The following is a 14234-nucleotide window of genomic DNA, read 5'->3' as shown; positions in this document are numbered from 1 at the left end:
CTTAACTCTTTGATTGGTCAAAATTATGCAGCTCGTGACCAAGGTCGCGATACGCCTTATAACGCTCGCGCCCTGCTAGGCGTTCTGCCTCATCAACTGTAACCACTTCAACAATGCGAGGGAAGCGGGCAACTAAAGCGGCTACATCTTGGGGCATTCGCATTCCTAGATGAATCATGATATCGGCATGAGGCACGCCCGCTAGGTCTGGAGAGGCAAAATCATCGGTCAAGACTATTGGAGTATCAGTCGCAGCTTCATCATCGATAAAGCAATGCGGTAAAAAATCAGCATTACTGAAAGTCCAGAGTAGCTCATCTAATTTTTTGAGGTCAGCCTTCTCGCCAACCATGACGATATTGCGCACAGGTTGGCCTACAGCAGTAGCGCTCCAAATTTTACGCGTTAGACGACAGGCGTATTCCAGCTTATCAGCTACATTGCTATGAAAGTCGATGCGAGCCATATCAGGAGAGAGGCTTACTTCTGCTCAAGCAAGAAGTTCACCAGCAAAGGTACTGGACGTCCAGTAGAACCTTTGGCCGCACCACTCTTCCAGGCAGTACCAGCAATATCTAAGTGAGCCCACTTGTACTTCTCGGTAAAACGCGATAAGAAGCAAGCTGCTGTAACGCTACCTGCGGGACGCCCGCCAATATTAGCCACGTCAGCAAAATTAGACTTGAGCTGCTCATGATAAGCAGCATCTAGAGGTAAACGCCAGACGGTATCTAAGGAAGCTTTTCCTGCCTTAGTCAGAGCGTTCACTAAATCTTCATCCTCTGAAAACAGGCCGCTATGTACATGACCCAAAGCGATGATGCATGCGCCGGTTAATGTGGCGATATCAATCACCGCCTTCGGTTTAAAGCGCTCAACATAAGTGAGTGCGTCACACAAAATCAAACGACCTTCGGCATCAGTGTTCAAAATCTCGATGGTTTGACCAGACATACTCTTCACAATATCGCCAGGGCGAGTTGCTTGACCTGATGGCATGTTCTCGCAGGTTGGGATCACGCCGATCACGTTCTTATTGAGCTTCATCAAGCCAGCTGCATACAAGGTGCCAATGACTGAAGCAGCGCCACACATGTCGTACTTCATTTCATCCATGGCTTCGCCCGGTTTCAATGAAATTCCACCAGTATCAAATGTAATACCTTTGCCCACCAAGACAATCGGCGCATCACCAGCCTTACCACCTTGATGACGCATCACAATAAATTGAGGGGGCGTTGCAGAGCCCTGGGCAACTGATAAGAAGGAACCCATACCCAAAGCCTCTATTTGCTTTTTGCCAAGCACTTCGACCTTCAATCCAACTTTTTTACTGAGGCCTTGAGCAGTCTTTGCTAAATAAGTAGGAGTGCAAACATTTGGAGGAAGATTGCCCAAATCTTTTGCGAGGTGCATGCCTTCGACCATCGCGAGACCTTGCTCTACAGCAGACTTGAGCTCTTTAGCGCACGCGTTATTACCTGCAAACACTAAATGCTTAAAAGTATCGGCTTTGTCTTTGGCTTTAAATTTCATGGCAGGTTGACGTACGCCAAAACGATAAGCTTGATCACCAGCATACTGAATAGTTAAACGCACTTCTTCTGCAATCAATTCTGCTTTTTGCCCAAAGCTCGGCACAAACCAGAGTGCATTTTCAATCGAGCCGCCACTTAAGGCTTTTAATCCTGCACGCACCACTTTTGAAAAACTACTCAAACTACGTACACTTTCAAGATGTAAGTCGCCGGTGCTTAGCAGGAGAACACGTTTTACCTTAACGCCATTTGTAGTCCAAGATTTTTCAGCACGCAAAAGACACACGGAAGATTGCTTGTCATCAAGATCGCCTAGTAAATTGGCATGGGCTACCGAGCCACCTAGTAAATGATCTAATTCGGCCACAAATCCAGCCTTATTTTTCGCAGCTTTTGTACCGCAAAAAGCATCTAAGTCCGCTTTGGAGTAGCCCAAAACCAAACAGTCAGAACTTTGTGCCAAGAGGCTTTTTAGACTGGAATTTAAGGCTTTTGGGCTTTGGAGGTCAGCTTGAGGGAAAATCTTGGTGCTAAATTGAATTGTCATAATCTATTGCGGTATGTTTAGGTCGATTCAAGAGGGTAGGAAATTACTAAAACGGCACTGTTATCCATTATCCTCCGACATGAGATGAACTTCTTTTCTCTGCACCAATATAAGCCATATAGACCCCACCAATAACCCCAGAATCCAGATAAACAGTTTTAGATGATTTTTAACCAAGCCCTTCGCCGCGAACTCAGTTTTACGACTGGCGGGGTCTTTTTGGTCTTAGTCACCATCATGGTTACCACCTTGGTGATTCGAATTCTGGGTTACGCAGCTAATGGGGCAGTTAATCCAGAAGATGCGCTGGTCTTAATTTCGCTGGCAACTTTGGGCTACTTAGCAGTCCTGTTAACCGTATCGCTGTTTGTGGCTACGCTGATCGTTTTAGTGCGCTGGTACAAAGACTCAGAAATGATTGTGTGGTTTGCAAGCGGTCTCAGCATTACTAGCCTAATTCGTCCCATTCTGCAATTTGCGACACCCCTCATTATCATCATCGCCCTCTTAGCGTTATTTGTATGGCCTTGGGCGAATCGTGAATCCACACTCATCAGCCAGCGTTTCCAGCAACGTGACGATGTTTCTATGGTGAGCGCAGGACAGTTCAGAGAATCAGCGAAAGCAGAGCGTGTATTTTTTATTGAAGAATTAGATATCGATAAAAGTGAAGTAAAGAATATTTTTGTCGCCGACTCCAAGGGTGGTAAGTTAAGCATTGCCGTATCCTCAACCGGCTATATTCAAAACTCCGAAGGCGGGGAGAAATCCATTGTGCTCCACAACGGACGGCGCTATGAGGGCCAACCCACTCAGCCGGATTTCAGAATCCTAGAATTTAATGAGTACAGCACCAAAATTCGCAGTAAAGAAGCTCTAGCCCCGGCGCCACGTGATCGAGAAAAAACGATATCCGAACTTCTCAATGACGAAAGCCCAACCGTCATCAATCCCAACCGTGCAGAATTACTGTGGCGTATTGGTCTACCTCTAATGGCGCTTGGATTAGTTTTGATTGCGATCCCACTAGCTTATGTCAATCCAAGGCTGGGGAACTATACCGCCATGTTTTATGCCGTCTTAATTTATTTGATGTATAGCAACCTATTAAACCTGACGCAAAACTTTGTGTCGCAAGGAAAATTAAGTATGTTTGTTGGAATCTGGCCAATCCATGTTCTTGCATTTCTCATTGCATTTATCTTAATCCGCAATCGCATCAACCCCTCCTTAAAGTGGTGGCGCCGTCAATTACCTGCTGGGTTTGCAAATAAATGAAGCTGCTCTTTCCCTTTACCTATGAGCGCTACTTAGCTAAGCAAATTTATGCGGCCTTTGGTTTTATTTTATTTGCGCTAGTTGCCTTATTTTTGTTCTTCGATATTTTGAGTGAGCTCGGCTCTGTACAAGGCGGCTACACCCTACCCTTAGCGCTCTTGCATGTTCTACTAAAAGCGCCTAGCCGCATCTCTGAAATTATTCCTATCGCGGGACTTATTGGCAGTATTTATGTCTTCGCTATGCTTGCCAGTCAATCAGAATTTACTATCCTGCGTATTGCTGGATTAGATGTAAAACGTGGTCTCATCACCCTCACCAAAATCTCGCTGCCACTGGTAGCGCTCACACTCATCATGAGTGAATGGGTTGGACCCTATACCGAGGCCAAGTCAGATCAAATTCGCATGAAGGCACTGGGCTCTGCATACTCCTCGCAATTTAGAACTGGTGTTTGGGTGAAAGATCGCTTACGCAATGAAGATGGCAGTGGGCCAGTGCGATCTGGCGTCCGTTATGTCAATGTAGGCAAAGTCGATAAAGATAATGCAATTCACAATATTCGCATGTATGAGTTTGATGATGTCTATCGCCTGCTCTCTATTAGAAGCGCTACCTCAGGTCAATTTGATGAAACCGGAGTCTGGGTGCTTAACAATGTAACCGAAACTCGCTTTAAAGAAACAAAGCAGTCTGACCCATTGAACCCAGTCTTTTCTTCACAGATCTTTACTCACCCCATACTAACTCTTGAGTCAGAGGTCACGCCCCAAATTTTGAGCGTGCTACTCATTAGCCCAGAAAAAATGTCTATCCTAAGTTTGGGTCGCTTCATCTCCCATTTGCGCGACAACAAACAAGATGCTCAACGCCATTCCATCGCCTTCTGGAAGAAGGTGGTTTATCCCTTTACGATTTTTGTGATGCTAGCTTTGGCATTACCTTTTGCCTACTTAAAAGTACGCGCTGGTAGTGTGGGCATTAAGGTTTTCGGTGGAATCATGCTCGGCATGAGCTTCCAGCTCTTCAATTCCTTATTCTCAAACGTGGGTCTGTTGGGATCTTGGCCAGCTTTTATGACCGCCTTAACGCCACCCCTCGTTTATCTTTTGCTTGCAATCATTGGATTGCGCTGGGTATCTAAGTCTTAATACCCAAAATTCATTTAGAATTTGATTCCTATATCATTGTTGGTATATAGACAGGAATCCCCATGAATCTTCATCAATTTCGCTTTGTCCGCGAAGCGGTTAGACAAAACTTCAACCTGACAACAGCCGCTAAAGCACTCTTTACGTCTCAGCCTGGTGTATCCAAGGCCATCATTGAGCTCGAGGATGAATTGGGCGTGGAGATCTTTCGCCGGCATGGCAAACGGATTCGCTCACTCACTGAGCCAGGCAAAAGAATTCTGAGTTCGATTGAACGCATTTTGGATGAAGTCGAAACCTTAAAGCGTGTGGGCAAAGATTTTGCGAGTCAGGATCAAGGTAACTTTGTAATCGCAACCACACATACGCAAGCTCGCTATGCACTTCCTAAGGTTCTAACTGAATTCACTAAACGGTTTCCAAAAGTGCGCGTTAGCATTCAACAAGGCAACCCAGGACAAATTGCAGAGTTACTAACTCATGATCGGGCGGATATTGCGATTGCTACTGAAGGTATTGCTAATACCCCTGGAGTGCTTGCGCTGCCTGGCTATCAATGGCAGCACGTAGTGATGGTGCCCTTAAGTCATCCACTCCTCAATCAAGCAACAGTAACCTTAGAAGAGATTGCGAAGTACCCCATCATCACTTATGACAAAGCGTTCGCAGGCCGTAGCAAAATTGATGCTGCCTTTGCGCAACGAAACATTACTCCAGATATTATTTTGGAAGCAATTGATGCGGATGTAATTAAAACCTATGTAGAAACTGGCATGGGAATTGGCATCGTGGCCGGTCATGCGTATGATTCGGATAGAGACCGTAACCTCAAAGTGATTCAAGCGAGCCATCTGTTTGGTAATAACGTAACGCATCTTGGTGTTAAGCAAGGTGCTTACCTACGCTCTTTTGTCTACACCTTCATTGAGCTCTTCTCGCCGACCTTAACCAAGAAAATTGTCGAGCAGGCGATGAATAACGAATCGGATTCGTACGAAATTTAGGGTTTTGAAGAAACTCAAAGACTGAACCGTCATTTGAGTGGTGCCTCGGGGCGGACTCGAACCGCCACGCCTTGCGGCACCGGATTTTGAGTCCGGCACGTCTACCAATTCCATCACCGAGGCAGGTGTTTGCAGTGGAAATTCTGCTTAGTTTGATGCTTTGTTACTGCTAAGACATGAGAGTGTAACAAAAAATGGCTCCCAACCCTCTACCTTTGGTCTAGAACCCCTTAAAATGAGTGCTTCTAGCCAAATTATTAAAAGGAATTACCCGTATGGCCGGCCACTCGAAATGGGCCAATATTCAGCACCGCAAGGGTCGTCAAGACGAAAAACGCGGCAAGATTTGGACCAAACTCATTAAAGAAATTACTGTTGCTGCTAAATTGGGTGGTGGTGATGTCGCAACCAATCCTCGTTTACGCTTGGCGATTGATAAAGCCAAAGACTCTAATATGCCTAACGACAATGTGCAGAGAGCAATTCAGCGGGGCACAGGTTCGCTTGAAGGCGTGAACTACGAAGAGATTCGTTACGAAGGTTACGGCATGAATGGTGCTGCAATTATTGTTGACTGTTTAACTGATAACCGCACCCGTACCGTTGCTGAAGTTCGCCATGCATTTAATAAGAATGGCGGCAATATGGGTGCCGAAGGATCAGTAGCTTTTCTATTTAAGCATTGCGGTCAAATGTTATTTGCACCCGGTACGAATGAAGATCAACTCATGGAAGTTGCCTTAGATGCTGGCGCTGAAGACGTCATTACGCATGATGATGGCTCGCTTGAAGTTCTCTCTCCAGTTCCGGATTTTAGTAAGGTGCAAGATGCTATTAGCCAAGCAGGTCTCAAACCTGAATTAGCTACTGTCGCAATGCGCCCTGAGACCGAGATTGCCCTAGAGGGCGAACAGGCAGAAAGTATGCAAAAACTATTAGATGCTCTTGAAAATCTCGATGACGTTCAAGAAGTCTTTACGAACGCCTCTCTTTAAAGAAATATTTTTCCCACAACCTATTTAAGCCACAGCTAGCTATGAAAATTCTTCTCATTGGATCCGGCGGACGCGAACATGCATTAGCTTGGAAGCTTGCGCAATCGCCTCAAGTGCAAACCGTCTATGTAGCACCAGGCAATGGTGGCACTGCCACGGCCAAGCAGGCTACTGCTGGCATTGAGAATCTACCAATAACCGGCTTACAAGAGTTAGCAGACTTTGCTAAACGTGAAAAGATTCATCTCGCCGTAGTTGGCCCAGAGGCCCCTTTAGCAGCTGGCATAGTTGATGTTTTCCGTAATAATGGTTTGCGTATTTTTGGCCCAACACAATTAGCAGCACAACTGGAGTCATCTAAAGATTTCTCCAAAGCATTTATGAAACGGCATGGTATTCCGACAGCGGATTACCAAACCTTCTCCAGCGCGCTTGAAGCCCATGCATACATCGATGCTCAGGGTGCGCCAATCGTAATCAAGGCTGATGGTCTTGCTGCCGGTAAAGGTGTTGTAGTTGCAATGAGCCTAGATGAAGCACATGCAGCAATCGATATGATGCTAGCTGACAATAAGCTCGGTAATGCTGGTGCGCGTGTTGTGATTGAAGAGTTTCTGACCGGCGAAGAAGCCAGCTTTATTGTGCTTGTTGACGGTAAGCATGTTCTTGCACTAGCAACTAGTCAAGATCACAAACGCTTACTCGATGCTGATCAAGGTCCCAATACTGGTGGTATGGGCGCCTACTCCCCTGCCCCGGTTGTCACTCCAGAAATTCATGCACGTGCATTGCGTGAGGTCATCATGCCAACAGTCAAGGGCATGGAAGCAGACGGCATTCCCTATACCGGCTTCTTATATGCTGGCCTAATGATTTCTCCAGATGGCAAGCTTAAAACATTAGAATTCAATTGCCGCATGGGAGATCCAGAAACTCAACCCATCATGGCTCGCTTACGTAGCGATCTAGTAAATGCGCTAGACCATGCTGTAGATGGCAAGCTCAATGAAGTGGAGTTGGAGTGGGATCGTCGTACTGCATTAGGCGTTGTACTGGCAGCTCATAACTATCCAGAGACTCCTCGTAATGGCGATGTGATTACTGGTATTCCAGCCGACACTGAAGATCAAATCACTTTCCATGCGGGCACTCAATTGCAAGATGGCAAGATCGTGACTTCTGGTGGTCGCGTGTTGTGTGTGGTCGGACTTGCAGATACCGTTCGCGGCGCTCAACAAAAAGCTTATGAAGCTATTAATCAAATTCATTTTGATGGCATGCAATATCGTAAAGATATTGGCTATCGCGCGGTTAAATAAGACAGAGGCAATCCCTTGACATCCACTAACACCCAAATTGATATCGCAGCCCTAAAGGATTATTTTTTAGGCTTACAGGATCGCATTACGAGTGCAATGAGTGCGCTTGATGGCAAAGCTTTTATTGCTGATGAATGGCATAAGCCTGAAGATAGCAAACTCAAAGGTTATGGTCGTACCTGCACTCTAGATGGTGGCAATATTTTAGAAAAAGGTGGGGTTGGGTTCTCCCATGTTCGTGGCGATCAAATGCCGCCCTCTGCTTCCCATCACCGCCCCGAAGTAGCTGGTCGCAAATTTGAAGCTATGGGAGTGTCACTCGTCTTTCACCCCAATAATCCCAAGGTTCCTACTACCCATATGAATGTGCGCTGCTTTATTGCGCAAGCACCTGATAAAGAGCCAGTCTGGTGGTTTGGTGGTGGCTTTGACCTGACACCCTATTACGGCGTTGATGAAGACTGCAAACATTTTCATCAGACTGCTAAGGATGCACTAGATCCATTTGGCGAAGCACTCTACCCTCGCTTTAAGAAATGGTGTGATGAGTACTTTTACCTTAAACATCGTGAAGAGCCACGTGGTATTGGTGGCATCTTCTTTGATGACTTCAATGAGTTGGGCTTTGAGAAAAGCTTTGCGATGACACGCGCCGTTGGTGATGCGTTTATCAATGCTTATCTGCCGATCGTAGAGCGTCGTTATAAAGATGCTTTCACACCAGAAGAAAAGGCTTTCCAAGAGTACCGTCGGGGTCGTTATGTTGAGTACAACCTCTTGTTTGACCGGGGCACGATCTTTGGCTTACATTCAGGTGGCCGCACAGAATCCATTTTGATGTCAATGCCACCAGTAGTTCAGTGGTGGTACAACTGGCAGCCAAAACCGGGTACACCTGAGGCTAAACTATATGACTACTACCTCAAACCACGGGATTGGTTGGGTTGAGCACCACTCAGAAAATCGGCATCTTAGGGGGAACCTTTGATCCACCCCACATAGGCCACTTAAAACTAGCAAGTCATTTTGCAGAAATTCTGCAATTAGATGAATTGCTACTCATTCCCAGTGGTGAGCCATGGCAGAAAGGGTCAGATATCACGCCCGCAGAAATTCGCTTTCAGTTGACTGAAGCGGCAGCCAAAGATTTAGCCAGAGCATTCTTGTACTTAAAAATTCCAACTCGTATTGGTGTTGATCGTATTGAGATAGAGCGCACTGGCCCAAGCTATAGCATTGATACCGCTAAATCCCTACGTGAGCGCTTTGGGCCCAAAGCCAGTCTGATTTGGTTGACGGGGGTAGATTCACTGATCAACCTTCCAACCTGGAACTCGTGGCGTGATCTATTTAAATATATGAACTTTGCAGTGACCAGTCGGCCGCATTACGATCTCAATGCCGAGATGGGTACTGAAATTCAGGAGTTACTGAAAGTACATCAGATAATGGACCCAGCCGCACTTGAAATGCAGCCATCTGGCCTCATCTACATAGATGAAAGCTTATCAGTAGACCTTTCCTCTACCGAGCTGCGTAAGCGCCTTAAAACACCGGCTCGTGGCCAGATTGAATCAGAGGAAATTTCATCCCATACCCTACAAATCATTACAAATCTGGGCTTGTATCAGTAATCAAGCTAAGATCATCCTAAATATAGAAAAATATCATCGAGAAACCATGGACTTACGTAAATTACAACGCGTCATTATTGATGCCCTAGAGGATGTTAAAGCGCAAGATATTCGCGTTTATGACACCACTAAACTGAGCGAGCTATTTGATCGCGTGATCATTGCCACTGGCTCAAGCAATCGTCAAACGCGATCGCTGGCAATGTCCGTCAAAGAAGATGTCAATGCTAAAGGTGGTGAAGTGATCTCCATCGAAGGATTAGAGACTGGCGAATGGGTCTTAGTAGATTGCGGAGATATCGTGGTTCACATCTTGCAGCCGATGCTGCGCTCTTACTATCAGCTTGAGGGTATGTGGGGTGCAAAACCAGTACGGGTCAAATTGGCTGGTAGCAAAGGACTGGTTAAAGCAAGTGAACTTGAAGACGACGAGTAAATAACTCTGTTCATAATTGATTCGCTAGTCAATGCGCCTCACCATAGTTTCTGTCGGACACAAAATGCCTGATTGGGTTGCTACTGCAACTCACGACTATGTCAAACGCATGCCAGCAGATTGCAGCATTGATATTAAAGAGATCAAGCCTGATCTCACACCAGCAAAAGAAGCCATCAAGATTGCTGCGGCTATCCCCAGGGGATCAAAAGTCATTGCTCTAGATGAGCGTGGCAAAGATCAAACTACACAAAACCTCGCCACCCAACTAGCTTCATGGCGTCAAGAAGGTTTTGATATCACCTTTTTAATTGGCGGTGCTGATGGCTTAGATACCAGCCTGAAATCCAATGCACAAGCTATGTGGCGACTTTCTAGCCTGACATTGCCGCATGCAATGGCAAGAGTAATGCTAGTTGAGCAACTCTATCGTGCCTGGACTATTTTGCAAGGACACCCTTACCATCGTGAGTAATGCAGTGTTTTCATTTATCTACCTGGCCTCACAAAGCCCACGTCGCCAAGAATTATTAAAACAAATGGGTGTACGCTTTGAGATGTTGTTACCTAACCCAAATGAGGATACCGAGAGTCTTGAAACGCCATTACCCCATGAAAAAGCGCGATCTTATGTTGAGCGCGTTACCTTGGCAAAAAGCACTGTTGCTTTAGCGCGCTGGAAAAAGAGTGGGCTCTCATGGGCTCCGATCCTATGTGCCGATACGACAGTAAGTTTGCCTAATAGTAGTGAGGGAGAAATTTTAGGAAAACCAACCGATGCTTCAGATGTCAATCGAATTTTAAAGATGCTCAGCGGTAAAACTCATGAAGTACTCACGGCCGTTGCATTGACTATTAGCCCAAATGAAAAACCGCTTTGCCTAGTGCAGGTATCTAAAGTTGAATTTGCCCTGCTATCCCAAGAACAGATTGATTCATATATTGCTAGCGGAGAACCTTATGGGAAGGCTGGCGCCTATGGCATTCAAGGGCTGGGTGGCGCATTCATCCCCGCGATTGAGGGCAGCTATAGCGGTATCATGGGGCTACCTATATTTGAAACTGCACAACTTCTAGAGCGCGCTCAAGTGACATGCATATGAATGAAGAAATCCTCATCAATATCACTCCACAAGAAACACGGGTTGCTTTAATCCAGCAAGGTGCCGTTCAAGAGCTACAAATCGAGCGTACTCGCCAGCGGGGAATTGTTGGCAACATCTATCTAGCCAAAGTCGTACGCGTACTTCCAGGCATGCAATCTGCTTTTATTGAAATTGGTCTCGAGCGTACTGCCTTCATGCACGTCGCTGATATCACCCAAAACAATCCACAGGCCCAAATTGAAAAGCTCTTGTTCGAAGGTCAAACAATCTTAGTACAAGTGCTGAAAGATCCATTGGGTACCAAAGGGGCTCGCTTAACCACTCAGTTAAGCATTGCTGGTCGCAATCTTGTTTACCTACCACCAGCAGGTAGCGATCCTGCCACCGAAAAGTATATCGGCGTATCGCAACGTATTGATCAACCAGAAGAGCGCGAAGCGATTAAAGCCCGACTTGCAGGCCTCATGGCTGCTGATGAAAAAGGCGGCATTATTGTGCGCACTAGCGCCCAAGATGCGTCTGATGCTGAACTTCTGCATGACATGCATTACCTGCGCACAACTTGGGAGAACATTCGGGTAGCGATGAAGCAAAATCCTGCTCCGAGCTTACTCTATCAAGACCTCAGTCTTGCTGAACGAGTGCTGCGTGATGTCGCCAGTGAAGACACCACGCAAATTCGGGTGGACTCTGCAGAGAATTTTGAGAAGCTCAAAGGATTTGCAAATTTGTATATGCCTAACCTATTAGGTAAGTTGACATTACATCGTGGTGAGCGTGCTCTTTTTGATTTATTTGATGTTGATGCCGAAATCAATAAAGCCTTGGGCCGACGAGTTGATCTCAAGTCTGGTGGATATCTGATGATTGACCAGACAGAGTCAATGACAACCGTTGATGTCAATACAGGCAGTTATGTCGGCGCCCGCAATCTAGATGACACCGTCTTCAAAACCAATTTAGAGGCTGCGCAAGCCATTGCTCGTCAATTACGTTTACGCAACCTCGGTGGCATCATCATTATTGACTTCATTGATATGCTGAGCAAAGACCATCAAGAATCCGTACTTCATGAACTTAAACGGAATCTAGAGCGCGACCATGCCCGCACCTCAGTAAGTGAATTTTCTTCCTTGGGTTTAGTGGAGATGACCCGCAAGCGGACACGCGAATCCTTAGCCCATATCACCTGCGAGCCATGCGCTACCTGCATGGGCAAGGGCGAGATCAAGACTGCTCAAACTATCTGCTATGAAATCTTGCGCGAGATAGTGCGCGAGCATCGCCAATTTAATCCTCGAGAATTTAGAATCGTAGCTGCACCCGATGTCATTGATTTATTCCTAGAAGAAGAGAATCAATTTTTGGCGCAGCTAGGCGACTTTATTGCCAAGCCAATCACTCTTCAAGCGGAAGGCAGCTTCCGCCAAGAGCAATACGACATTGTTTTAAGTTAACTGAGTTAAGCGTTCGAGAACTGAATGCGATGTAGGTTGGCGTACAGACCATCTTTTTTAATCAAGTCTTCGTGCGATCCATTTTCGACGATTTGACCATGCTCTAGCACCACAATACGATCAGCGTGCTCAATCGTGGATAGGCGATGCGCAATCACCAAAGTAGTTCTGCCAGCCATCAATCGATCAAGCGCATCTTGCACTTGCCGCTCTGATTCAGAATCCAAGGCTGAGGTAGCTTCATCCAAAATTAAGATTGGGGCATTTTTGTAGATAGCCCGAGCAATGGCTAGACGCTGACGCTGTCCGCCAGATAAGCGATTGCCGTTATCACCAATCATCGAATCAATGCCCTCTGGCAATTCTTTAATGAGTGCGCCTAAATTAGCGGCCTCTAAAGCCTCCATAGCTCGACCCCGATCAATGCCTTCTTGTCCAGCGGCACCATAGGCTACATTTGCAGCAATCGTATCGTTAAATAAAATCACATCCTGACTTACGAAAGCGATTTGCTTTCTGATATCAGCCAAGATAATATCCTCGAGCGGTATATCGTCTAAGAAAATATGTCCGCTACTGGGCTTATAGAATCGGGGCAGTAAATTGACTAAGGTAGATTTTCCGCCACCCGATGGACCAACAAATGCCACTATTTCACCAGGCTTAATAGTCAGATTAATTTTGTGTAGGGCATCTTGTCGACCAGCCTCCTGCTCATATGAGAACCCAACATCCTCAAAACGAATACCGCCCTTCGCTTTGTCCAAGGACTTCATATTCTGCCGGCGCTCTTCTGCCTCTTCAAAAGGCTCATCCATTAAGCCAAAAATCATTTCCGCCGCTGTTAAGCCGCGTTGTAAAGGCTGATTAATATCAGCCAAGTGCTTCAATGGTGAAATCACTAACATCATTGCGGTAACAAAAGCTGCAAAGCCACCAACAGTCGTACCCTCTGTGGCTGATTGCATCAAAGCAATCACAAGTACTATAGACAATGCCATCGAGGCAATGAGCTGAGTAATTGGCTGGTTCAAACCACCTGCTACCGCAGACTTCAAGGCAAACTGGCGCAAGCGTTCGGCTTTCTCAAGAAAGCGACTCATCTCATACTGTTCGGCGCCATGAACCTTCATGATCTTATAGCCAGCAGCAGCTTCCTCAACGATATAAGCTAACTCGCTAGTTAAGGTCTGCTGCTCTCGATTAAGTGAGCGCAAGCGCTTATTAATTTTGCTCATAATCAATGCAATTACTGGGAAGATGATTAAGACCACCATTGTCAACTGCCAGTTTAAATAAATCAGGTAGCCCATCAAACCGATGACGGTAAGAGAGTCACGCACTAAACTAATTAACATTCCACCCATGATGGAAAGAATGTTATTCACCTCGAAGACAACTGCATTAATTAAACTTGATGCTGAATTTTTTTGGAAAAAAGTAGTCTTCGCATGCAAGAGCGTATGAAACATCTGCTCACGTAACTTAAGTAGGACTGAATTGATTACGCGAGTAAGCAAGTAGTTCGATAAGAACTGGGCCATACTGCGCACCACCGCCAAACCAACCAAGAACAGTGGTACTTGCCACAGTTTGCTATCAAGCTGGCCTGTGAAGCCACGATCAAGCAAAGGCTTCATTAAGGCAGGGATCGATGTCTCAGTAGCAGCTACAACCGCCATAGCCGCTAGAGAGCCGATAATCAGCCGAATATGGGGCTTGAGATAGGTAATTAAGCGATTTAGGGCGGTACGGTCTTGAGCATTCAT

Annotated in this window: 13 protein-coding genes, 1 tRNA gene and 1 pseudogene; 11 read left to right on the top strand and 4 right to left on the bottom strand. The window is 46.0% G+C overall.

Annotation, left to right across the window (positions count from 1 at the left end):
* Position 1: 1 nt before the first annotated feature.
* Both B6A14_RS00590 and B6A14_RS00585 read right to left on the bottom strand, forming a co-directional pair.
* The gene (locus B6A14_RS00590; protein ID WP_087908545.1) at positions 2–466 is read right to left on the bottom strand and encodes a DNA polymerase III subunit chi; all 465 of its coding nucleotides are present in this window, start codon (positions 464–466) and stop codon (positions 2–4) included.
* Between the two features lie 14 nt (positions 467–480).
* A complete protein-coding gene (locus B6A14_RS00585) occupies positions 481–2085 on the bottom strand; it encodes a leucyl aminopeptidase (protein WP_087908544.1) in 1605 nt (534 codons plus the stop codon).
* Between the two features lie 162 nt (positions 2086–2247).
* On the opposite strand from B6A14_RS00585, the gene lptF reads away from it, so the two are divergent.
* The 3 genes from lptF to B6A14_RS00570 all read left to right on the top strand — a co-directional run bounded on the left by lptF (position 2248) and on the right by B6A14_RS00570 (position 5518).
* On the top strand, positions 2248–3363 hold the full coding sequence (gene lptF, locus B6A14_RS00580; RefSeq protein WP_087908543.1) for an LPS export ABC transporter permease LptF: 1116 nt from the start codon (positions 2248–2250) through the stop codon (positions 3361–3363).
* Positions 3360–4514, top strand: coding sequence for an LPS export ABC transporter permease LptG (lptG, locus tag B6A14_RS00575; RefSeq protein ID WP_087908542.1), 1155 nt, complete (start codon positions 3360–3362; stop codon positions 4512–4514). Before lptF ends, lptG begins: the two co-directional genes overlap by 4 nt.
* 62 nt (positions 4515–4576) lie before the next feature.
* On the top strand, positions 4577–5518 hold the full coding sequence (locus B6A14_RS00570; RefSeq protein ID WP_087908541.1) for a CysB family HTH-type transcriptional regulator: 942 nt from the start codon (positions 4577–4579) through the stop codon (positions 5516–5518).
* Positions 5519–5556: 38 nt separating this feature from the next.
* Here B6A14_RS00570 and B6A14_RS00565 read toward each other — a convergent pair.
* Positions 5557–5641: transfer RNA gene (locus tag B6A14_RS00565), tRNA-Leu, on the bottom strand.
* A 152-nt stretch (positions 5642–5793) separates the two neighbouring features.
* Here B6A14_RS00565 and B6A14_RS00560 point away from each other — a divergent pair.
* The 8 genes and pseudogenes from B6A14_RS00560 to rng all read left to right on the top strand — a co-directional run bounded on the left by B6A14_RS00560 (position 5794) and on the right by rng (position 12465).
* On the top strand, positions 5794–6513 hold the full coding sequence (locus tag B6A14_RS00560; protein ID WP_087908540.1) for a YebC/PmpR family DNA-binding transcriptional regulator: 720 nt from the start codon (positions 5794–5796) through the stop codon (positions 6511–6513).
* Between the two features lie 41 nt (positions 6514–6554).
* Positions 6555–7832 (top strand): phosphoribosylamine--glycine ligase, encoded by a 1278-nt coding sequence (gene purD, locus B6A14_RS00555; protein WP_087908539.1) that lies wholly within the window; start codon positions 6555–6557, stop codon positions 7830–7832.
* 36 nt (positions 7833–7868) lie between these two features.
* Entirely contained in the window at positions 7869–8780 is a 912-nt protein-coding gene (gene hemF / locus B6A14_RS00550) for an oxygen-dependent coproporphyrinogen oxidase (RefSeq protein WP_087908884.1), read from the top strand.
* Positions 8777–9466, top strand: a complete 690-nt coding sequence (locus B6A14_RS00545; RefSeq protein ID WP_087908538.1) for a nicotinate-nucleotide adenylyltransferase — start codon at positions 8777–8779, stop codon at positions 9464–9466. The genes hemF and B6A14_RS00545 overlap by 4 nt, the downstream gene beginning before the upstream one ends.
* A gap of 46 nt (positions 9467–9512) precedes the next feature.
* Positions 9513–9899 (top strand): annotated as a pseudogene (gene rsfS / locus B6A14_RS00540) (ribosome silencing factor); the annotation flags it as partial.
* A gap of 34 nt (positions 9900–9933) precedes the next feature.
* Positions 9934–10377 (top strand): 23S rRNA (pseudouridine(1915)-N(3))-methyltransferase RlmH, encoded by a 444-nt coding sequence (rlmH, locus tag B6A14_RS00535; protein ID WP_087908536.1) that lies wholly within the window; start codon positions 9934–9936, stop codon positions 10375–10377.
* 4 nt (positions 10378–10381) lie between these two features.
* Positions 10382–11005 carry a Maf family protein gene (locus tag B6A14_RS00530; RefSeq protein WP_201721440.1) on the top strand — a complete coding sequence of 208 codons (624 nt, stop codon included), beginning with the start codon at positions 10382–10384 and terminating at the stop codon, positions 11003–11005.
* Positions 11002–12465, top strand: a complete 1464-nt coding sequence (gene rng, locus B6A14_RS00525; protein ID WP_087908534.1) for a ribonuclease G — start codon at positions 11002–11004, stop codon at positions 12463–12465. The genes B6A14_RS00530 and rng overlap by 4 nt, the downstream gene beginning before the upstream one ends.
* Before the next feature lie 5 nt (positions 12466–12470).
* Here rng and msbA read toward each other — a convergent pair whose 3' ends face one another.
* Positions 12471–14234 carry a lipid A export permease/ATP-binding protein MsbA gene (gene msbA, locus B6A14_RS00520; protein WP_087908883.1) on the bottom strand — a complete coding sequence of 588 codons (1764 nt, stop codon included), beginning with the start codon at positions 14232–14234 and terminating at the stop codon, positions 12471–12473.

This window comes from Polynucleobacter hirudinilacicola, assembly GCF_002192535.1.
Taxonomy (GTDB): Bacteria; Pseudomonadota; Gammaproteobacteria; order Burkholderiales; family Burkholderiaceae; genus Polynucleobacter; species Polynucleobacter hirudinilacicola.
Note: the sequence above shows the minus strand (reverse complement) of the source record. Positions and strands in the feature narration are given on the sequence as shown.

Bases quoted from the DNA above. Each gene is read 5' to 3' on its own strand.
- rlmH (WP_087908536.1), top strand. From the start codon at position 9,934: ATGCGCCTCACCATAGTTTCTGTCGGACACAAAATGCCTGATTGGGTT.
- lptG (WP_087908542.1), top strand. From the start codon at position 3,360: ATGAAGCTGCTCTTTCCCTTTACCTATGAGCGCTACTTAGCTAAGCAA.
- msbA (WP_087908883.1), bottom strand. From the start codon at position 14,234: ATGAATGCTCAAGACCGTACCGCCCTAAATCGCTTAATTACCTATCTC.
- rng (WP_087908534.1), top strand. From the start codon at position 11,002: ATGAATGAAGAAATCCTCATCAATATCACTCCACAAGAAACACGGGTT.
- B6A14_RS00585 (WP_087908544.1), bottom strand. From the start codon at position 2,085: ATGACAATTCAATTTAGCACCAAGATTTTCCCTCAAGCTGACCTCCAA.
- lptF (WP_087908543.1), top strand. From the start codon at position 2,248: ATGATTTTTAACCAAGCCCTTCGCCGCGAACTCAGTTTTACGACTGGC.
- purD (WP_087908539.1), top strand. From the start codon at position 6,555: ATGAAAATTCTTCTCATTGGATCCGGCGGACGCGAACATGCATTAGCT.
- B6A14_RS00590 (WP_087908545.1), bottom strand. From the start codon at position 466: ATGGCTCGCATCGACTTTCATAGCAATGTAGCTGATAAGCTGGAATAC.
- B6A14_RS00570 (WP_087908541.1), top strand. From the start codon at position 4,577: ATGAATCTTCATCAATTTCGCTTTGTCCGCGAAGCGGTTAGACAAAAC.
- B6A14_RS00560 (WP_087908540.1), top strand. From the start codon at position 5,794: ATGGCCGGCCACTCGAAATGGGCCAATATTCAGCACCGCAAGGGTCGT.